General features: G+C 48.7%; 19 protein-coding genes and 1 pseudogene. 7 read left to right on the forward strand and 13 right to left on the reverse strand.

Translation table 11 applies throughout. The features are described from left to right. Positions 1–70: 70 nt before the first annotated feature. Positions 71–460: a P-loop nucleotide/nucleoside kinase family protein gene (locus EWA64_RS01205; protein ID WP_061895402.1), complete on the reverse strand. Its 390-nt coding sequence runs from the start codon at positions 458–460 to the stop codon at positions 71–73. 236 nt (positions 461–696) lie between these two features. On the opposite strand from EWA64_RS01205, the gene EWA64_RS01210 reads away from it, so the two are divergent. The 3 genes from EWA64_RS01210 to EWA64_RS01220 all read left to right on the forward strand — a co-directional run bounded on the left by EWA64_RS01210 (position 697) and on the right by EWA64_RS01220 (position 2,681). After that, positions 697–930 (forward strand): hypothetical protein, encoded by a 234-nt coding sequence (locus EWA64_RS01210; RefSeq protein ID WP_061895403.1) that lies wholly within the window; start codon positions 697–699, stop codon positions 928–930. Positions 931–1,173: 243 nt separating this feature from the next. Continuing rightward, positions 1,174–1,662, forward strand: a complete 489-nt coding sequence (locus tag EWA64_RS01215) for a hypothetical protein (protein WP_061895404.1) — start codon at positions 1,174–1,176, stop codon at positions 1,660–1,662. Between the two features lie 308 nt (positions 1,663–1,970). Next, positions 1,971–2,681: a glycerophosphoryl diester phosphodiesterase gene (locus EWA64_RS01220; protein ID WP_061895405.1), complete on the forward strand. Its 711-nt coding sequence runs from the start codon at positions 1,971–1,973 to the stop codon at positions 2,679–2,681. 90 nt (positions 2,682–2,771) lie between these two features. Here EWA64_RS01220 and EWA64_RS01225 read toward each other — a convergent pair whose 3' ends face one another. Then, positions 2,772–3,776: a LacI family DNA-binding transcriptional regulator gene (locus EWA64_RS01225; RefSeq protein WP_061895406.1), complete on the reverse strand. Its 1,005-nt coding sequence runs from the start codon at positions 3,774–3,776 to the stop codon at positions 2,772–2,774. 61 nt (positions 3,777–3,837) lie between these two features. After that, the gene (locus EWA64_RS01230) at positions 3,838–5,274 is read right to left on the reverse strand and encodes a 6-phospho-beta-glucosidase (protein WP_061895407.1); all 1,437 of its coding nucleotides are present in this window, start codon (positions 5,272–5,274) and stop codon (positions 3,838–3,840) included. Between the two features lie 289 nt (positions 5,275–5,563). Between EWA64_RS01230 and katG the strand changes: the two genes are divergently transcribed. Then, the gene (katG, locus tag EWA64_RS01235) at positions 5,564–7,738 is read left to right on the forward strand and encodes a catalase/peroxidase HPI (protein WP_061895408.1); all 2,175 of its coding nucleotides are present in this window, start codon (positions 5,564–5,566) and stop codon (positions 7,736–7,738) included. Positions 7,739–7,805: 67 nt separating this feature from the next. Here katG and EWA64_RS01240 read toward each other — a convergent pair whose 3' ends face one another. From EWA64_RS01240 to EWA64_RS01250, 3 genes are read right to left on the reverse strand one after another with little or no spacing between them, the layout of a single operon-like run. After that, the gene (locus tag EWA64_RS01240) at positions 7,806–8,000 is read right to left on the reverse strand and encodes a tautomerase family protein (RefSeq protein ID WP_061895409.1); all 195 of its coding nucleotides are present in this window, start codon (positions 7,998–8,000) and stop codon (positions 7,806–7,808) included. A 16-nt stretch (positions 8,001–8,016) separates the two neighbouring features. Continuing rightward, the gene (locus tag EWA64_RS01245; RefSeq protein ID WP_061895410.1) at positions 8,017–8,388 is read right to left on the reverse strand and encodes a nuclear transport factor 2 family protein; all 372 of its coding nucleotides are present in this window, start codon (positions 8,386–8,388) and stop codon (positions 8,017–8,019) included. Between the two features lie 2 nt (positions 8,389–8,390). Further along, entirely contained in the window at positions 8,391–9,008 is a 618-nt protein-coding gene (locus EWA64_RS01250) for a glutathione S-transferase family protein (RefSeq protein WP_061895411.1), read from the reverse strand. 163 nt (positions 9,009–9,171) lie between these two features. On the opposite strand from EWA64_RS01250, the gene EWA64_RS01255 reads away from it, so the two are divergent. Continuing rightward, entirely contained in the window at positions 9,172–10,053 is an 882-nt protein-coding gene (locus EWA64_RS01255) for a LysR family transcriptional regulator (protein ID WP_061895412.1), read from the forward strand. Between the two features lie 47 nt (positions 10,054–10,100). On the opposite strand, the gene EWA64_RS01260 is transcribed toward EWA64_RS01255, so the two are convergent. After that, on the reverse strand, positions 10,101–10,553 hold the full coding sequence (locus EWA64_RS01260) for a hypothetical protein (RefSeq protein ID WP_061895413.1): 453 nt from the start codon (positions 10,551–10,553) through the stop codon (positions 10,101–10,103). Between the two features lie 427 nt (positions 10,554–10,980). On the opposite strand from EWA64_RS01260, the gene EWA64_RS01265 reads away from it, so the two are divergent. After that, a complete protein-coding gene (locus EWA64_RS01265) occupies positions 10,981–11,262 on the forward strand; it encodes a PepSY domain-containing protein (RefSeq protein ID WP_061895414.1) in 282 nt (93 codons plus the stop codon). After that, entirely contained in the window at positions 11,255–11,755 is a 501-nt protein-coding gene (locus EWA64_RS01270; protein WP_061895415.1) for a cytochrome b/b6 domain-containing protein, read from the forward strand. Before EWA64_RS01265 ends, EWA64_RS01270 begins: the two co-directional genes overlap by 8 nt. Before the next feature lie 82 nt (positions 11,756–11,837). Here the strand turns inward: EWA64_RS01270 and EWA64_RS01275 are convergent, their stop codons facing one another. The 6 genes and pseudogenes from EWA64_RS01275 to EWA64_RS01300 all read right to left on the reverse strand — a co-directional run bounded on the left by EWA64_RS01275 (position 11,838) and on the right by EWA64_RS01300 (position 18,279). Next, a complete protein-coding gene (locus EWA64_RS01275; protein ID WP_039427217.1) occupies positions 11,838–12,596 on the reverse strand; it encodes an SDR family oxidoreductase in 759 nt (252 codons plus the stop codon). A 29-nt stretch (positions 12,597–12,625) separates the two neighbouring features. Further along, positions 12,626–13,531: a 3-hydroxyisobutyrate dehydrogenase gene (gene mmsB, locus EWA64_RS01280; protein WP_061895416.1), complete on the reverse strand. Its 906-nt coding sequence runs from the start codon at positions 13,529–13,531 to the stop codon at positions 12,626–12,628. A 40-nt stretch (positions 13,532–13,571) separates the two neighbouring features. Further along, positions 13,572–14,596, reverse strand: a pseudogene (locus tag EWA64_RS01285) (enoyl-CoA hydratase/isomerase family protein). Between the two features lie 144 nt (positions 14,597–14,740). Continuing rightward, positions 14,741–15,565, reverse strand: coding sequence for an enoyl-CoA hydratase (locus tag EWA64_RS01290; protein WP_061895418.1), 825 nt, complete (start codon positions 15,563–15,565; stop codon positions 14,741–14,743). Between the two features lie 36 nt (positions 15,566–15,601). Beyond that, positions 15,602–16,756: an acyl-CoA dehydrogenase family protein gene (locus EWA64_RS01295; protein WP_039442549.1), complete on the reverse strand. Its 1,155-nt coding sequence runs from the start codon at positions 16,754–16,756 to the stop codon at positions 15,602–15,604. A gap of 29 nt (positions 16,757–16,785) precedes the next feature. Further along, entirely contained in the window at positions 16,786–18,279 is a 1,494-nt protein-coding gene (locus EWA64_RS01300; protein ID WP_061895419.1) for a CoA-acylating methylmalonate-semialdehyde dehydrogenase, read from the reverse strand. Positions 18,280–18,359: the final 80 nt, after the last annotated feature.

Raw genomic sequence — 18,359 nt, forward strand, 5'->3', positions numbered from 1 at the left:
GAATTCCGGCGCTAACAAACATCGTATTTCAGTTACAGATGCGACATAGCACATTAAATCGGAATTGAGTTTAGTCTTGCCAGTTTTTCCGCATTTTCTCTATTGTTTGCACTGACACTTGATGAACGCTAGCGTAATTACCGTTGCAAACCAGAACGTTAAGCGGAATACAGTTTTTTTTGGCGTATCGGCGGTATGGTGCCAGTTCCCAGTGGCGTACAAATGTATTGCTGACAATGACATGCTGCTGATTTTGTAGAAACTCAATGGTACGCGCTAAACACCATTGGTGTGCTTCACTTAGCCTTTGCGGATCGAAATGATACTCTCCGTTTGCATCGACGAAAAACATATCCGTTTCAATGTGTACCGCCTGCTCTTGTCTGGCCAGCTTTTGCGCCAAGGTACTTTTACCTGAACCAGGTAAGCCACGAATTAACGTCAATTTTGCCTTTGTCATTGAAGTAACCTCGCGATGATGCCGCCTTTAAAAAAATAAACCGCTAAGAATTATACACACTTACGACAAGAGTTGGCGTTTTGGTTAAAGCTAATCAATTGAACAGAGTTAAAATAACTTAGAACCATGTCACTTTGGCCTGAAAATTGCCCTAATCGTTTCAGAGGATAAATTCGGCGTACTTCGCCCTTTTTAAACAAAGTTTTGCACCAAATTGAAGCATAGGAGGCACCAGTATGGGCAGTTTTTGGGATAAAAGATGGCAGATCATTGAAGGTGCGGACAGCTTGTATCAGGTGATCCAGCGTTCACATAAACCCGCGACTAAACGAGAGTTGGCGCAGGCGCCGTCTCAGTCGCGCAGCAGTCGACAAGCGGTTCACTATACGCCGCCAGAAATACGCGAACTGGTGGATGAAATCGTCCGCTACTCCTGCGTAAAAACGGAGCGCAATGCTAGTCAAAAATAATCTTTGCTGCTGAGTTTTCACTCATTCACACCAGGAAAATGTGATTTAGGGCGACTCTTTTTACAATTTGTAGCAAGTTGGCTTGTTATTTCCGTCCAAATCCCAATGATCACAGTATGAGTTAACAGACCCTCTCTCATGAGAGGGTTATTCATATTAATTTGATGCACCGCAATGCGAGCCTGCGCCAGTGAATTTTAGTATTACGCTTCCAAACCGAAGCCATTTTCAAAGGTAATTTTTATGTCTGATGCACCAACTACCGTGGAGTATACCGTCGAAACCCTACAACCTGTGGTTGAATCTTCAGGTTCAATATGGGGTTATGTTTTAGGGGGTATTGCTGTGGTTGCCCTGCTTGGTTACGTGGTTTACAAAAAAGCCAATACGCCTTCTTTTGTGATCAAGCAAATGCGTAAGCGCAATCAGAAAGAGATGAAAAAGCAAGGCATCGAAAGTGCTGAAGCGATGATCGATCTTGATCAACTACTTAATGCCGTGGAAGACTATGCGAACGATAAAGGCATGAGCGGAACTCAAATGGTTCAGCTTCTCGCACCACTAAACGACAAAGCAAAAATCAAATCGGCCACGGATCTCTATAGCTCAATGTCTTACATTGCCAAAAGTATCGATAACATAGCGCTGGCAAAAACGTTGGGAAATAAAGCCAAACAAGTGCGTTCTAGTTCTGCGCTGATGGCTGGCCTACTCAAACGTGCTGGTGTGTAATTCGCAAACACTCTGCAACTTATACGTTCTACTTTGGGGTTTGTCTTTTTTAGGCAGACCCCTTTGCTTATTTCGCTTACCTATTCATTAAGTCTTTACTGTTTGAGCAAATTGGCTTGAACGCAAAAATATTACGCTTCGCTTGAAGACAAAAGACCACAAGGGCGATATGCTGCGTTTTATGAGAGTGAACTGTCTGAAATGCAATGGATTTTTGTGCTTTGAGTCACACTAGTGGCGTTTCTGCTGTGACAGTGTCGCCAAGTTATCCATACCCGCTTTTTGGTATGATTTTTTAAGGAAAAACAATGCCTCCAATGATTGTCGGCCACCGTGGTGTGGCAGGTTCTTATCCAGAAAATACGCGGGCAAGTGTGCAAGCCGCGATTGATCTTGGTCTCAGTTGGGTTGAAATTGACGTTCAGCCAACCAAAGATGGTGTGTTGGTGGTTTGCCACGACCACACCATCGACCGTTGTAGCAACGGCAAAGGCCGCGTCGATGAGCACACGCTGGAAGAATTACAAGATTTAGACTTTGGCGGTTGGTTTGACCCCAAGTTCAATGATGAACCGATCATGACATTGGAATCGCTGCTAAAAATGGCGGCTGAGTATGATTTGGGCTTAAACATTGAAGTGAAAGTCGATCGCCACGAATTGAGTGGTATCGTACGCAACCTTAAAGAGTTGCTTGATGATAGCCCACTTACTACCGACAAAATCTTGCTCTCTAGCTTTAGCCACGAGGTGATTTTGCAGTTACATAAACACTGCCCGGGTTACCGATTGGCCGTGCTAAGTGAACGTCTGTCGCAGCGCGACAGACAAGTGCTGAAAGAAGTCAACGCGTTCAGTTGCAACTTAAACTATCGCTGGATTACAGAAAAACACATTCTCGACTTGCGCCGTGGCGGATATCAGATCTGGTGTTTTACCCTCAACCAGCCAGATAAGTTTCGTTATTTTGACAAAGTCGATGCGATCTTCTCTGATTTCCCTGAACGCTTTACCTCTTAACGCCTTTTTGCGTTCAAGAGGTTGTTTCAAATAAGTTGTAATAAAAATACCCACCGACTTTGGTGGGTATTTTTGTTCGCTCTCATTGAATCAACCTTGTTTGCTGGTTGATTCTCGAATCACTAATTCGCTTTGGTAAACACGATGCTCGACAGGCACAGTTTCCTTGTTGGCGAGCTTGAGAGCACAAAGTGTCGCATCTTTACTTAAGGTAACGATCGGCAGGCTGACCGTTGATAAACTCGGTATCGCATAAGCGGCTGCAGGCTCATTATCGATACCTATTACCGCGATATCGCTAGGCACTTTTTTCCCGTGATCGTACAGTGCGCGTATTGCGCCTAACGCCATATCATCGTTGCTTGCAAAAACCGCGGTAAACGTTTCATCTGTTTGTAGTAACTCGTTCATCGCGTCATAACCACCAGAGAGCGTATTATTACTCTCAATCACTAAATTGGTGTTAATCTCAATGCCCTTAGCTTGCAGCGCTTTTTGATAGCCATGAAAACGAATTTTGCCCGTTTCACTCTGTAATGGCGACGCAATACAAGCGATCTGTCTGTGTCCAAGGGAGAGTAAATGATCCATCGCCAGTGACGTCACCTGCTGTTGATCGAGGCCAAAGCTGTATAAATGAGAGCTGGTCAAACGTCTATTGAGGATCAATAACGGCCGTTGTATCTGTTGCTGCAAGCTAACCAGTTCATCCTGCGATAAATGGCGACTGTAAAGTAAAACCGCATCGCAGCGCTGGGCGGCTAGGGTTTCAACTGCTTCACGTTCACCTGCTGCACTGTTTTTACTGTTGACCACCAGCAGTTTCTTACCCGCTTTTTGTGTCTCTTGCTCAGCATGGTGCAGGACGCTGCCAAAATAGCTACTTTCAAAGTGAGGAAGTACCAAACCTATCGAGTGCGAGGTATTGGTTGCGAGCGCTTGAGCCAGTGTATTAGGTTGATAGCCAAGCTGACGCATCGCCGCATGCACGGCTTCGCGCGTTTTCGGTTTCACTTGCTCGCTGCCATTGATAACCCGTGACACTGTCGCCTTAGAAACGCCTGCCAGTGCACACACATCTGTTATGGTTGCCATATTTTCCTCACTAAAAGAGGCGCTATTGCGCCTCTGTATAACATCTCGCTCAAAACGGCGATTAAATCTCATTGCCATTGGTGGCGATCACATTTTGATACCAGTAGAAGCTTTTCTTCTTCGAACGGGCAAATGTACCACTTCCATCATCATGTTTGTCAACATAGATGAAGCCATAACGCTTTTTGTATTCGCCAGTGGTAAAGGATACGCAGTCAATACAGCCCCAAGGAGTATAACCCATCACATCAACGCCATCATGATTAATCGCCTGCTTCACGGCTTCAATGTGCGCCGCTAAGTAATTGATGCGATAGTCATCTTGGACTGAGCCGTCTTCTTCAACGGTGTCGTAGGCACCTAAGCCATTTTCGACGATAAAAATCGGCTTTTGGTAACGCTCATACAGCTCAGAAAGCGCATAACGCAGGCCATCTGGATCAATCTGCCATCCCCAATCGGACGCAGGAAGATACGGATTTAAGCGGCTAGTTTCAAACAAAGAGGTGGTTTCGCCCTCTTGCTCTGGCGCGGCAGAGACTATGTTGGTCATGTAGTAGCTGATGGCAAGATAATCCGCGCAGCCTTGGCGCAGGATCTGCTCATCACCATCTTGCATCACAACTTCAATCCCCTTGCGCTGCCACTCTTTACGCAGATAACTGGGGTAATAGCCACGAACCTGTACATCACTGAACAGATATTTCTCACGCATTAACTCTTGTGCCAACAACACATCTTCCGGACGTGAGGTGGCAGGATACAGCGGCATCATGTGGATCATGCTGCCAATTTTAAAATCCGGATTGATCTCGTGCCCCAGTTTCACCACTAATGCACTGGCAATAAATTGGTGATGTAGCACTTGGTACATCGCTTGTTCTGGGTGGTCTTGCTCAGCGTAAAGCATGCCTGAGTTACAATAACCAAAGATCGGCAGCTTCCAGTTGCGTTGGTTATTGATCTCATTAAAGGTGATCCAGTATTTCACCTTATGTTGGTAACGGGTCATAACCACTTGCGCAAATTTAGTGAAGTGATCAATCAAGTCGCGGTTGAGCCAACTGCCATACTGCTTCACCAAGTGCAGCGGCATTTCAAAGTGTGACAACGTAATGACAGGTTCAATCTTATGCTTTAACAGCTCATCAAACAGATCATCATAAAACTGTAAACCTGCTTCATTGGGCTCGGCTTCATCGCCATTTGGGAAAATCCGTGTCCACGCAATAGACGTGCGGAAACACTTAAAACCCATCTCAGCAAACAGCGCGATATCTTCTTTGTAGTGGTGATAGAAATCGACCGCTTGATGGTTTGGGTAAAATTCGCCTTCCATAACCCCATCGGTAATACGACGTGGCACTTCGTGCGCACCGCGAGTCAGCACATCAACAATACTCACGCCTTTACCACCTTGATCCCAACCGCCTTCTACTTGATGCGCCGCTACCGCACCACCCCATAAAAAATCGTTAGGAAAAATAGACTTAGCCATAGATGACCTCTCTCTCAAAATTGGTAATTCATTGTTAGCCAGTTCAAACTGCTGACACTATAACTTAAACTTTCTTACAATGTAACCGGTTTCTGTAACTGGTTACATTTATAAATAACCATAACGAGATGATGGTCAATGTTACCTATCACAAGTATCGGTATTTCTAATTAGTTTTAGCTGCATTCTATGTCTAGACTCTAACCGTCAACACAGTATCTCAACTCATTCGAATACAAGCTGATTTTCTGCTTTCGAGTGATCATACAATTAGGCAAGGAGCAATATAATGCATAACGATCAAACAGGTTCTAGTGGCCAATGCCCTGTGATGCACGGCGGTGCAACGTCAACAGGCACCTCTAATATGGACTGGTGGCCTAAAGCGCTAAACTTAGACATCCTTCATCAGCATGACAGCAAAACCAATCCACTTGGTGCTGATTTCAACTATCGCGAAGAGCTGAAAAAGCTTGATGTAGAAGCGCTAAAGCGCGATCTGAAAGCGTTAATGACCAACAGCCAAGAATGGTGGCCGGCCGACTGGGGACACTACGGCGGTTTGATGATTCGTATGGCATGGCACTCTGCGGGCACTTACCGTATTGCCGATGGTCGCGGCGGAGGCGGTACCGGTAATCAACGTTTTGCCCCACTGAATTCATGGCCAGATAACGCCAACTTGGACAAAGCACGCCGTTTGCTGTGGCCTATCAAACAAAAGTACGGTAACAAAATCAGCTGGGCGGATTTGATGATCCTTGCTGGTAACATGGCTTATGAATCGATGGGCCTCAAAACCTTTGGTTTTGCCTTTGGCCGCGAAGATATCTGGCATCCAGAAAAAGACACTTACTGGGGTTCTGAAAAAGAGTGGCTGGCGCCGTCAGGTGGTGAAAATAGCCGCTACTCCGGCCAGCGCGATCTTGAAAATCCACTCGCGGCTGTCATGATGGGGCTTATTTACGTCAACCCTGAAGGTGTAGATGGAAACCCAGATCCACTCAAAACCGCGCACGACATGCGTGTCACCTTCGCTCGCATGGCGATGAATGATGAAGAGACAGTCGCATTAACAGCTGGCGGTCATACCGTGGGTAAAGCGCACGGTAATGGTAACGCTGCCAACCTTGGCCCTGATCCTGAAGGCGCTGAACTGCACGAACAAGGCTTGGGTTGGAATAATCATACCAGCCGTGGTGTTGGTCGAAACACCGTCACCAGTGGTATCGAAGGTGCATGGACCACTCACCCAACCAAATGGGATAACGGTTTCTTCTACCTACTGTTCACTTACGAGTGGCAACTAGCGAAGAGCCCAGCCGGCGCATGGCAATGGGAACCTGTCAACATCAAAGAGGAAGACAAGCCAGTTGATGTGGAAGACCCAAGTATTCGCTACAACCCAATGATGACCGATGCCGATATGGCTCTGAAAGTGGACCCTGAATATCGCAAGATTTCAGAGCGCTTCTACCAAGATCCCGCTTACTTCTCAGAAGTGTTTGCACGAGCTTGGTTTAAGCTCACTCACCGCGATATGGGACCGAAAGCGCGCTACTTTGGCCCAGATGTTCCGGCAGAAGAGTTGATCTGGCAAGACCCTGTTCCAGCAGGTCGTAAAGACTATGATGTCAATGCGGTCAAAGCAAAAATCGCGGCGAGCGGTCTAAGCATCAGTGAAATGGTCAGCACCGCTTGGGATAGCGCTCGTACTTTCCGTGGTTCCGATAAACGTGGTGGTGCCAACGGAGCGCGTATTCGCCTCGCTCCACAAAAAGATTGGCAAGGTAACGAGCCTGCGCGTCTTGGCAAAGTGCTGGCGGTATTAGAGAAAATTGCCGCTGAATTCGGCATCAGCATTGCTGATACGATTGTTCTAGCCGGTAACGTAGGTATCGAACAAGCGGCCAAATCCGCGGGCGTGAATGTGACCGTACCGTTCGCACCGGGACGCGGCGATGCGACAATCGAACAAACCGATGTTGAGTCCTTTGAAGTGCTTGAGCCTCTCGCGGATGGTTTCCGTAACTGGCAGAAAAAGCATTATGTGGTCACACCGGAAGAAATGTTGCTCGACAAAGCGCAACTGCTGCGCCTCACCGCTCCAGAAATGACGGTGCTAATTGGTGGCATGCGTGTGCTCGGCACCAACTACGGCGGCAGCCAACACGGTGTGTTTACTGACCGCGTGGGTGCGTTGACCAACGATTTCTTCGTTAACCTCACCGACATGAGTTACACCTGGAAACCTACCGGTCGCAACTCTTACGAGATTGTTGAACGTAAGAGCGGCAAAGTGAAGTGGACAGCCACTCGTGTTGATCTGGTGTTTGGCTCTAACTCCATCCTACGTGCTTATGCCGAAGTGTACGCACAGGACGACAACAAAGAGAAATTCGTCAAAGACTTTGTTGCCGCATGGACCAAAGTAATGAACGCCGATCGATTTGATCTTTGCTAAGATAGACCTTTGTGTCACAGTCCCCCTCTACGTGAGGGGGATTTTATTTTTTTAACAATACAACAATCTAGCGCCTCAACTCCGTCACCTGCTCAAAGCCAATTCCCCAGTTGTCTGTATTGACTTCATCAATAACCACGAAGGTCTTTTCCGGTTCCTTGTTTAGTATATCGACCATCAATTGGGTACACCCCTTGATGATTGCTTGCTTCTGCGCTTTGGTCACACCCTCGTTAGTGACTTTGACATTAATATAAGGCATCGCAGTTTCTCCTTATCTAAACCGACACGTCGGTGTACATTTTACTGACAATAGACCAGCGTCCTTCTTCCTTAAGAAGTCCCAAAAAATCAATATAGTTAAAGCGATAAAGCGGACAATACACCTTCACCATTGCTTGATCTTTCACAATATCGATAGACTCAATTTCAAATCGAAAGGCAAGGCCTAGCTTTTCTGGGCTTTGTCTTTCCGCTACATCGGAGAGCCACTGAGCAATACTGCGCCTGTTATTTGGAGCTTTAAGGTAAACGTCCGAATGGAAAATACGGCCAAGCAAGGCAACATCTCCCCGATGCAATCCATCAAAGTAATGTTTGATGATTGCCACTATTTGCTGGTGATCATCATTATCAACAGGTGTAGCCATCGTTAGTCCTCATTGTGCTCTGATTCGATACGTTGCGCTTCAATCGTACGCTGAAAACTCGGCATCACATGCACGGATTCAATCATTTGACGAGAACGAATCCCTATCCTGATATCAACGGGAAAATAGTCACCCCAGGTCGCATACACCGCGAGCAGAATATCCGCCGCACTGGGGGAATCTCCACCGAGATACATTTTGGTTTGCAAGTTATTTTCCACATAGTCCCACAAAGCCGATATCGCATCCGCCGCCTTATTCAGAGTCGATTGTTTAACGACCTCATCGTCGATATTTGCAGCGATAAAAAACAGGCGGCTGTATGCGGGATGCATAGTGGCATTCGCGAACATTAGGTTCTGAATCGCCTCTTGACGTTCAAAACCTTGGGTTGGCAACAAAGAATTTTGATGCTTAGCCAACAAATAAAGAATAATCGCCGCGCCTTCCGTTAGCGTGCGTTCGCCATCGACCAAAACGGGAACCGCTTTAACTGGCGTTATTTCTGAAAAATCGCTGAGGTGCGCTCGGTCGACAATTTTTACCTCTTGTCCTAACTCAAACAAAATTACCTGCGTAGCGATGGCACACGTGCCAGGGGAATAATAGAGTGTGTACATAACGTTCTCCTTAACTAGAAAGTGGTTATCACCGATGGTTAGCCATTGGCCAGTTCTGAGTGACGTGTTCATGCTAGCCTAGAGTTTTGTCTTCATATATACATACAATGTGGATAGACTGTTCTCAAAATGAAAACAATGATACTCAAAAAGGAATGCTAGGATGGATAAACTACGCGCTATCGAACTCTTTGTCCGTTTAGCCAACTTGGGCAGTTTTACCAAAGTTGCAGAGCAAACAGGCACATCCAAATCCATGATAAGCAAAGAAATTTCTCGTTTGGAAGCCGATATCGGAGCTCGATTACTTCACCGTTCTACCCGTAATGTTCAGTTAACGCCTGTTGGCGAAGGCTATTTGCAGCGTGCAAAAGAGATTTTGGAAAAGCTTGCTGACGCAGACAATTTTGCTCAGGACTTACAGCAAAACCTGCGTGGAAAGCTGAAAATAAATGCTCCAATGGCATTGGGAATCACTGATTTATCCAGTTTGTTTGCCGACTTTATGCTTGCCCATCCCGACATTGATCTCGATATTCACCTTGGTGATGAGCAGCTAGACCTGGTTGAGCACGGTTTTGATTTGGGTTTTCGAGCATCAAGCCAGCCAATTGATCTCCATTATGTTGGCAAACCACTCACCCAATTCAGCTATAAGGTGTGTGCTTCTCCAGGTTATCTTGCCAGTCATCCGAAAATTCTGATACCTAGAGATCTGACAGAGCACAACTGCTTCGTCTACAGCTACTTTCAAAGCAAAAACGTGTGGCCGATAGAAGATGGTGTAAGCATCAGCGGTCGACTGAAAGTAAACAGCACACTGTTCATGATGGAGTCAATCAAGAGAGGGTTAGGGATTGGTTTCATCCCAGATTTTGTCGCGCAAGACGCGATTACCAAAGGTGAAGTGGTCGAAATTCTCGCAGAGTCGAGCAAGCCTCAATTAACGTTGTACGCGCTCTACCCTGCGAGGCATCATGTTCCTGCTAAGCTGGTTTTATGTATCGAATTCTTACAGAAGTGGTTTACAGACAAAGCAACATAAACCGTTACTTCATCACGTTATTCCAACCATTGGCAAGTATAAGAAACTTACTGGCCGCTTAACTGATTGTTACAGACATCTGAATTCCAAGGCCCGATAGTTGAGATCTTTCTTTCATCTTTATAATGATACTTTACTCCAACTCCGCTTTCTCTTATGAAGGTTTGCCAATTATCAGTACTAGTACACAATCTTTTTAAAGCCCGACGTTCAGCTCCCGAGCGAATAAATTCCGTATCTGGGTGAGCTTTTATAGTTACATCAATCAGAGATTGGGACTCATCAAAATAGTAAGAAACCTCGTGATTACTACCCTGTGTAAAGTCATCGCTTTTTAGATACTCAGTGACATCATCTGAAAGTTTTTTGGCTACATATACATATTCTTGATCTGGTGCACCTAAACTCTGACAACCGATAATAGGTAGAGCGAAAAGCAATCCAACTTTCCTAATTTTTTTTATTTTCATTTTTTCCCTATGAAATTCCTGATAAGCCATACATTAACAACATCTAAATTACATCAATCCAGTGTAAAAAATGTCGCCACGGAACTTAACGAAATGAATAATAAAATGCATGTATAATTTTCAAAACTTTGAGGTTTGCATCAAAATAACATTAAAAATTTAATATCAATAACCAATAACGTTGTTATTCGAAATTAATTCGCACGGATGACGTTATTTTATGGAGATCGATACGATTTAAAATAGCCATATTTATTCTGATGCTTTTACATAATTCCGTCCCCCCTATCAAGGGGCGCTGCCAATCAATGTCGTGGCTGTTTTACAGCAACCACTGAGCTTTTTGTCAGCACACTTTTTATTGCTCTAGAGCTTTTTCTATACTTTAAATTTTAAGCAACTCTTAAGTTTTGCTCCGTACGATTCATCCTGTAGACACCCAAACAAGGACTGAATCATGAAAAAAACACTTCTACTGGCAACGACAGCACTTCTTTCACTCGGCAGCGCATTCAGCGCGTTGGCGGATCCACAGTGTACAAAAGAGCCGGAGTCTCAATGGATTAACTTTGAGCAAGCCAAAACTCAGGTTGAAGAAATGGGTTACAAAATCAAAGTCTTTAAGAAAACCAAGACCAGTTGCTACGAGCTTTATGGCTATAACAAAGAGAACAAACGCGTAGAGATCTACTTTAATCCAACCGACATGAGCAAAGTGAAGGAAGAGCTAGATGACTAACACGTTCAAATGGGACTGGGTTGTGCGAGCAACCCATTGGATGGTCGCACTGCTTTTCTTTGCCAATTTCTTTGCTTTAGAAGAGGGAAGCGATCTGCATAAGTGGGCGGGATATCTAATCCTGCTCAGTGTCGGTATCCGGCTACTTTGGGGGCTAGTGGCGCAATCACCAGCGCGATTGAGCCGTTTTCTCCCTTCCCCATCAGCAGCGGTGTTACACCTGAAAGAGGTGCTGAGTGAACGGCAAGATAACCACCTTGGTCACAATCCTGCGGGCGCGGTGATGATCTGGCTATTGTGGGGATTGATCATCGCAACGGCAGTGAGCGGCTGGTTAATGGGTAGTGATATGTTTTGGGGTGAAGAGTGGTTGGAAGAGACGCATGAAGTATTCGCCAATCTCACTTTCATCGCCGTTGCTGTACATCTCTCCGCGGTAATTCTAATGAGTAAATGGAACCGGAAAAATTATATTCAGTCCATGTTGCCCTAGGAGTAAAAAGTCAGTGCACTGGCGTGAAACAAGAGCAGCAAAGCCCAAACTCGGCAGGCTTTGCTGATCAACAGTGAGAGCGCTACATGCGGATGCCACCATCAACCTCCAGCACTCGGCCAGTGATGTAGTCGTTTTCTAAAATGAACTTGACCGTGTGCGCGATTTCGCTCGCTTCGCCCATGCGTCCGACAGGGATCATTTTTTCCAAACGGGCGATGGCTTCCGGCTTCATTTGATCTGCCATGGCGGTATGAATCACTCCGGGCGCAATTGCCGCTGCGCGGATGCCATAGCGCGCCAACTCTTTTGCCCAAGTGGTGGCCAGCGTCGCAACGGCGGCTTTTGACGCCGAATAGTTGCTTTGGCCGATATTTCCTGCGCGCGAAACACTGGAAATATTAATAATCACCCCTTTGCGATCGGTTTCGATCATCTTCACCGCCGCTTCTCGACCACAGAGAAAAGTGCCTGTCAAATTGACGTTGATCACCGAATTAAACTGCTCAAGCGACATTTTGCTGACTTGCCCGTCACTCACTTTGACCAGCATGCCATCACGCAAAATGCCAGCGTTGTTCACTAAGCCATCTAGCTGACCAAAATCACGCACAATATCGTCAAACGCTTGCTCAACTTCGGCTTCATCGGTCACATTCATTTTGTAGATCAAAGCCTTGGTACCCAGCATATGGCACTGCTCTTGAGTGTGGCGCAGCCCTTCTTCATTGAGATCAAGCAGCGCCAATTCCGCCCCTGCATGCGCTAGCGTCACCGCCATCATCTGCCCAAGCCCCTGCCCTGCGCCCGTTATCGCAATCACACTCTCTTTTAAGTTCATCTTTCCTCTCCTGTGTTGATTGAGGCGCATCAGCGCGTTTGTTTGGCGTAAAACTGAAACAGACTGGAGAAATCCAACTCGCTGTTACCAGCAGCATTATGAAAAGCGAATAGGTTGCGCGCCAAAGCGCCCATTGGCACGGAGGAGTGACTTTGAGAGGCGGCATCCAGTCCCAAACCAAGATCTTTCACCATCAAGCGACAGGTAAAGCCGGGTTGGTACTGCTTGCTCGCGGGCGCGTTTTCCATCACGCCGGGGCATGGATTGTAGAGCTCTAACGCCCAGTTGCGCCCGGAGCTTTGCAGCATGATGTTGGACAGCACCTTAGGATCGAGGCCGTTATCTATTCCCAAACTCAGCGCTTCACAAGTTCCAGACATCAAAATACCCAGCATCAGGTTGTTACAGATTTTTGCCATTTGCCCATCGCCTGCACCGCCAGCGTGAAAGATGTTTTTGCCCATGTGCTGAAGAATGGTTTGCGCCTTGTCAAACGCCGCTTGCGTACCACCAACGATGAAGGTGAGCGTCCCCGCCTGCGCGCCTGCCACGCCGCCAGAAACTGGCGCGTCGACAAATTCCAGCCCCTGCTTTTGCGCCTCGGCGGCCACCGTTTTTGCCGATTGGGGATCGATAGTAGAGGAGTCAATCAGCAGCGTTTTTGGCGCAAGCAAAGTGAGCAGCCCAGCATTGCCTTGATGGTCACCCAGATAAACCGCGCGAACGTGCTCGCCAGCAGGCAACATGGTGATCACCGTGTCTACACCCTGCACGGCTTGCTCAATAGACTCGCACGCGGTTGCGCCCAGTTTAGCCAGTTTTGCCATCGCCGCTTGATTGAGGTCGAACACGCGCAGCATGCAACCCGCTTTGATTAAGTTCGCCGCCATCGGCGAGCCCATATTGCCAAGACCAATAAATGCCACTTGGTTCATGTGACTCCTCCTAACTCTTTATGGTTGATTGTTCACAGGCTCAAAGGCCATGTTTGCCTAAATTGACCAACGGGTGTGCCTGCTCAGGCCACAGTGAAGTAAACAAAGCGTCAATCACGCTGCTGTCGACATCGGCGACATTGTTGAACAGCCAGTTTGGCTGACCGTCTTTATCGATTAGCCTCGCTCGCACCCCTTCCCGAAATTCACCAAGTAAGCCACATTGCACTGAGACGCCAAGCTCCAAACGGAAACAGTCGGCTAATGACAGCTCGCTGTAGCGCGTCATCTGTCGGTGACAAATGTGCGCGCTAATGGCACTGCCCTCTGCCAAGTTCTGCTTGGCGCGATCAAGCCATGGGCTGGAAGGTAACGTCATGACAGCTTGCACCACGCTTTGCAGCTGGTCTTGTAGGCAGGCCTGTTGAATTGCATCAAAATGCGGCATCAATTGTTGCACTGGTCGCTGGTCATCAGCCTGCTGAGCAAGATTTTCCAGTAGCTCGGTGACCACATCGTAATGATCTTCGGCAGTAGGCCAAGAGGCATGCTGCAACTGTTCCAGCAGGCCATCACGCTCTTTGGCCAGCAGCAGATGATCGGCAAAGTGGATAGACAACGCGTCACTGGCATTGACCATCACTCCCGTCAAACCGAGAAACAGCCCGATGCCCGGATCAAGACGGTTGAGAAACCATGTCGCACCGACATCCGGGTAAAGCCCGATGCTGATTTCCGGCATCGCCAAACGCGACTCTGGCGTCACCACTTTGTGGCTGGTGCCCATGAAAAGCCCCATGCCCCCCCCATGACAATGCCTCGTCCCCAACCGATGATCGGCTTAGTGTAGGTGTGAATCAGATAGTCGCAGCGATACTCCAAGGTGAAATAGTCTGTGAGAAAACGCGAAATGGACGCCTTCGGCTCACTTTCCATCACTTGGTACATGGCGCGCACATCGCCGCCTGCACAAAACGCTTTCTCACCCGCGCCTTCGAGAAACACGCACACGATGCTGTCGTCTTCATGCCAGCGTTCTAGCTGTTGGTTCAGTTGCTCCAACATAGGGTAAGTCAGGGCATTGAGCGATGCGGTATTGTCGAGCGTTGCGATGGCGATTTTGTAATCACCTTCACTGCAAGGTCGCTCGGTAAAAATAACTTGGCCTGTCATAGTGCCTCCTTGGGTTTACACACTCCCCAGCGCAACTCAGCGGTTTTTCCATACAGGTGGACGCTTTTGCAAAAATGCCTGCACGCCTTCGGTCTGATCTTCAGTATCGAACAGATCAAGAAAGTATTCGCGCTCTTTAATCAGCCCCTGAGCCAGCGGGGCAAAACGCGTTTGCTGGATGAGTTTTTTGCACGCGGCCACGGAAGAGGGCGACTGATTGGCGACCGATTCAGCCATGGCAATCGCACAGTTGAGCGCTTCACCTTTAGCAACCACCTCTTCGACTAAACCAATCTGTTGCGCTTTGGCAGCGCTGAGCTGTTCGCCGCACAAAATCACCCGCTTGGCCCACCCTTCGCCCACCAAAGCGGTCAGATTTTGCGTGCCGCCCGCGCAGGGCAGCAGACCCACCTTGGCTTCAGGCAGTGCCATCACCGCTTGCTCTTCAGCAATACGAATGTCACAGGCGAGCGCCGCTTCAAGGCCACCGCCCATGGCGTATCCGTTGATGGCCGCAATCGACACACCACGAAATGCCGACAAGGTTTCAAACGCCTGCCCAAACAGGCGCGCCATTTTCAGCGCGCGCGCTTTATCGCCATCGGCAAACAGCTTGAGATCCGCGCCAGCCGAGAAAAACTTCTCCCCTTTTCCCGTTAGCACTAAGGCATACACTTCATTATTGAGGTTGAGTGACTGCACAAGGGTTTTGAGCTGCTGCAAACTTTGTTCGGTCCAAGTATTGGCAGGCGGATTGTTCATCGTCACCACCGCCACATGGTGATGGAGATGAAAACCAATCGCCGCTTCTGTCGCGGTATCCGGTGCAGCCGATTGAGGTGAATATTTATCAGAAGTCATCACAATTCCTTAGCAAAATGAGTTGAGGTTAATCGCTTACAGAAGCTCCGCACCTTCATGCAAAAGCCGACGGGCAATAATTAACCGCATGATTTCATTGGTTCCTTCGAGAATTTGGTGCACCCGAACATCGCGAAAATGGCGCTCCAGCGGATACTCTTTGATGTAACCGTAGCCACCGTAGAGTTGCAGCGCTGCGTCGCACACCTGAAAACCGACATCCGTCGCAAAGCGTTTCGCCATCGCGCAGTAAGCCGTGGCCTCTGCATCGTGACGATCAAGTTTACTTGCCGCATAGCGCACCAGTTGACGCGCCGCAACCAGCTCAGTTGCCATGTCCGCGAGCTTAAATTGCAGCCCCTGAAATTGCGCCAGATTTTTGCCAAACTGCTTGCGCTCTTGCAGGTATTGCGTTGCTTGATTGAGCGCTTGCTGCGCCGTACCCAGTGAACAGGTGGCGATGTTGATGCGACCACCATCTAGCCCTTTCATCGCAAAAGTAAAACCTTGCCCTTCTTCGCCAAGCAGCGCGGTGAGCGGCACTTTGACCTGATCAAAAGTGACTGAGCGGGTCGGCTGGCTGTTCCAGCCCATTTTCGGCTCTCTGCGCCCGTAGCTGATCCCTTCTGCGTTGGCTGGAATGACAAACGCAGAGATGCCTTTGGCACCCGCTTCGCCTGTGCGCGCCATCACCACCAACACATCGGTGTCGCCAGCGCCTGAGATAAACGCTTTGCTCCCGCTCAACAGATAGTGATCGCCGTGCTTTTGCGCGCTCGTGGTGAGCGATGCCGCATCCGATCCGGCATTCGGTTCGGTGAGACAGTAAGAGCCCAGCCATTCCCCCGTGACCAACTTGGGGCAAAACTGCGTTTTGGCTTCATCACTGGCAAAACTGGCCACCATCCAAGTCACCATGTTGTGGATGGTCATAAAGGCAGTGGTCGAGGTGCACCCCATCGCCAACTGCTCGAAAATGATCGAAGCATCAAGGCGACTCAAACCGAGCCCGCCCTGTTCTTCAGGGGTATACAGTGACAAAAAGCCAAGTTCCCCTGCCTCGCGCAGCACCTCTTTAGGGAAGATGTGTTCTTCATCCCACTTAGCCGCCATCGGGGCTAAACGTGCTTTAGCAAATTCACTCGCCGTGTCGGCAAACGCGCGTTGTTCTTCATTCAGTTCAAAATCCATAGCGAACTCCCAGTTTGACAGGCTAAGGGTTATCTCAAGTTGATGGTCAGATTCGGACCAGTTGGAATGTCGTCATCGAACCAACGCGCGGTGACGGTTTTGGTTTCGGTGAAAAAGCGCACCGCCTGTTTGCCGTAAGCGTGCAGATCGCCGTAGAAACTGCCTCGCCAACCAGTAAAGGAGAAGAAGGGCAAAGGCACCGGGATTGGTACGTTGATCCCCACTTGCCCCACCTGAATCTCATGCTGAAATTTGCGCGCCGCCGCACCATTGGCGGTGAAAATCGAAGTGCCGTTGCCGTAAGGGTTGCGGTTGATAAGCTCGATCGCCTCTTCGAGCGAGTCGGCTTCAAGGCAGACCAACACGGGGCCGAAAATCTCTTCGCGATAAATGCTCATCTCGGTATTCACGCCGCTAAACAGCGTCGGGCCAACCCAGTTGCCATTTGGCAAACCGGCAACTTGGCAGTGACGCCCATCCAGCTCACACACGGCACCTTGGTCGATGCCCTCTTGGATCAGGCGATGCACCCGATCTTTCGCTTGGAGGCTGATCAGCGGTCCATAAGCGGCATTGCTGTCGTTCCACGCGCCGGGCTGAACGCGGCTCATCGCCGCTTTTAGCTCAGGAAGCCACGCTTTCGCCCCGCCCACCAGCACAGCGACCGAAATCGCCATGCAGCGCTGACCGGCCGCGCCGACCGAAGCTCCGACTAAGTTATTAATCACTTGATCTTTGTTGGCATCTGGCATCACCACCATATGGTTTTTCGCCCCAGCAAACGCTTGTACCCGTTTAAAATGCTGCGTGCCTTGCTGATAAATGTACTGCGCCACCTTCACCGAACCGACAAAAGAGATGGTTTTGATCTCTGGATGTTGCAGCAGGAAATCGACCTGCGCTTTTCGCCCGTGTACGATTTGCAAAACGCCTTTCGGTGCGCCAGCCTGCGCAAACAGCTCGGCCAAACGCATGGCGGTGAGCGGCACTTGCTCGGAGGGTTTAAGGACAAACGTGTTGCCAGCGGCAATCGCCAGCGGGAACATCCACAGCGGGATCATGGCCGGAAAGTTAAACGGGGTAATGCCGCAACACACACCGAGCGGTTGGATCATAGAGTAGGTGTCGATGTCGGTCGCAACGTTTTCTACCATTTCGCCCATCATATTGCTGGCAATATTGGCCGCCTGCTCCACCACTTCGATGCCGCGCCACACATCGCCTTTCGCGTCAGCCAGTGTTTTGCCTGTCTCTAGAGACAGGGTCTGCGCCAGCGAATCATGATGTTCTTTGAGCAGATGTTGATAACGCAGCATCAGACGAGCGCGCTCAGGCAGCGCGACGTGTTTCCAAGTTTGAAAAGCCTCTGCAGCACTGGCAACCGCTTGCTGCATCTCTTCGTCGCTGGCGCAAGGCAGCGAGGCGATCACCTCATTGGTCGCAGGATTAGTGACCTCTAACCATTCGGTGGTGGCCGACTGACGAAATTCGCCATCAATCAATAAAGGAACCGGGTTTAGCATAACGTTGTCCTTGTCAGTGTTAGGCGCTGCACGCGAGTAATGGCTTTATCGTCCAGCGCATTCAGTTTCACGATGTGGGT

The sequence above is a fragment of the Vibrio cidicii genome, from assembly GCF_009665415.1.
In the GTDB taxonomy this organism is placed as follows: Bacteria; Pseudomonadota; Gammaproteobacteria; order Enterobacterales; family Vibrionaceae; genus Vibrio; species Vibrio cidicii.

Excerpts from the sequence above, each read along its gene's own strand:
- EWA64_RS01220 (WP_061895405.1), top strand. The coding sequence starts at position 1,971 with ATGCCTCCAATGATTGTCGGCCACCGTGGTGTGGCAGGTTCTTATCCA.
- EWA64_RS01295 (WP_039442549.1), bottom strand. The coding sequence starts at position 16,756 with ATGGATTTTGAACTGAATGAAGAACAACGCGCGTTTGCCGACACGGCG.
- EWA64_RS01260 (WP_061895413.1), bottom strand. The coding sequence starts at position 10,553 with ATGGCTTATCAGGAATTTCATAGGGAAAAAATGAAAATAAAAAAAATT.
- EWA64_RS01275 (WP_039427217.1), bottom strand. The coding sequence starts at position 12,596 with ATGAACTTAAAAGAGAGTGTGATTGCGATAACGGGCGCAGGGCAGGGG.
- EWA64_RS01250 (WP_061895411.1), bottom strand. The coding sequence starts at position 9,008 with ATGTACACACTCTATTATTCCCCTGGCACGTGTGCCATCGCTACGCAG.
- EWA64_RS01255 (WP_061895412.1), top strand. The coding sequence starts at position 9,172 with ATGGATAAACTACGCGCTATCGAACTCTTTGTCCGTTTAGCCAACTTG.
- EWA64_RS01300 (WP_061895419.1), bottom strand. The coding sequence starts at position 18,279 with ATGCTAAACCCGGTTCCTTTATTGATTGATGGCGAATTTCGTCAGTCG.
- EWA64_RS01270 (WP_061895415.1), top strand. The coding sequence starts at position 11,255 with ATGACTAACACGTTCAAATGGGACTGGGTTGTGCGAGCAACCCATTGG.
- mmsB (WP_061895416.1), bottom strand. The coding sequence starts at position 13,531 with ATGAACCAAGTGGCATTTATTGGTCTTGGCAATATGGGCTCGCCGATG.
- katG (WP_061895408.1), top strand. The coding sequence starts at position 5,564 with ATGCATAACGATCAAACAGGTTCTAGTGGCCAATGCCCTGTGATGCAC.
- EWA64_RS01210 (WP_061895403.1), top strand. The coding sequence starts at position 697 with ATGGGCAGTTTTTGGGATAAAAGATGGCAGATCATTGAAGGTGCGGAC.
- EWA64_RS01290 (WP_061895418.1), bottom strand. The coding sequence starts at position 15,565 with ATGACTTCTGATAAATATTCACCTCAATCGGCTGCACCGGATACCGCG.
- EWA64_RS01265 (WP_061895414.1), top strand. The coding sequence starts at position 10,981 with ATGAAAAAAACACTTCTACTGGCAACGACAGCACTTCTTTCACTCGGC.
- EWA64_RS01245 (WP_061895410.1), bottom strand. The coding sequence starts at position 8,388 with ATGGCTACACCTGTTGATAATGATGATCACCAGCAAATAGTGGCAATC.
- EWA64_RS01230 (WP_061895407.1), bottom strand. The coding sequence starts at position 5,274 with ATGGCTAAGTCTATTTTTCCTAACGATTTTTTATGGGGTGGTGCGGTA.
- EWA64_RS01205 (WP_061895402.1), bottom strand. The coding sequence starts at position 460 with ATGACAAAGGCAAAATTGACGTTAATTCGTGGCTTACCTGGTTCAGGT.
- EWA64_RS01240 (WP_061895409.1), bottom strand. The coding sequence starts at position 8,000 with ATGCCTTATATTAATGTCAAAGTCACTAACGAGGGTGTGACCAAAGCG.
- EWA64_RS01215 (WP_061895404.1), top strand. The coding sequence starts at position 1,174 with ATGTCTGATGCACCAACTACCGTGGAGTATACCGTCGAAACCCTACAA.
- EWA64_RS01225 (WP_061895406.1), bottom strand. The coding sequence starts at position 3,776 with ATGGCAACCATAACAGATGTGTGTGCACTGGCAGGCGTTTCTAAGGCG.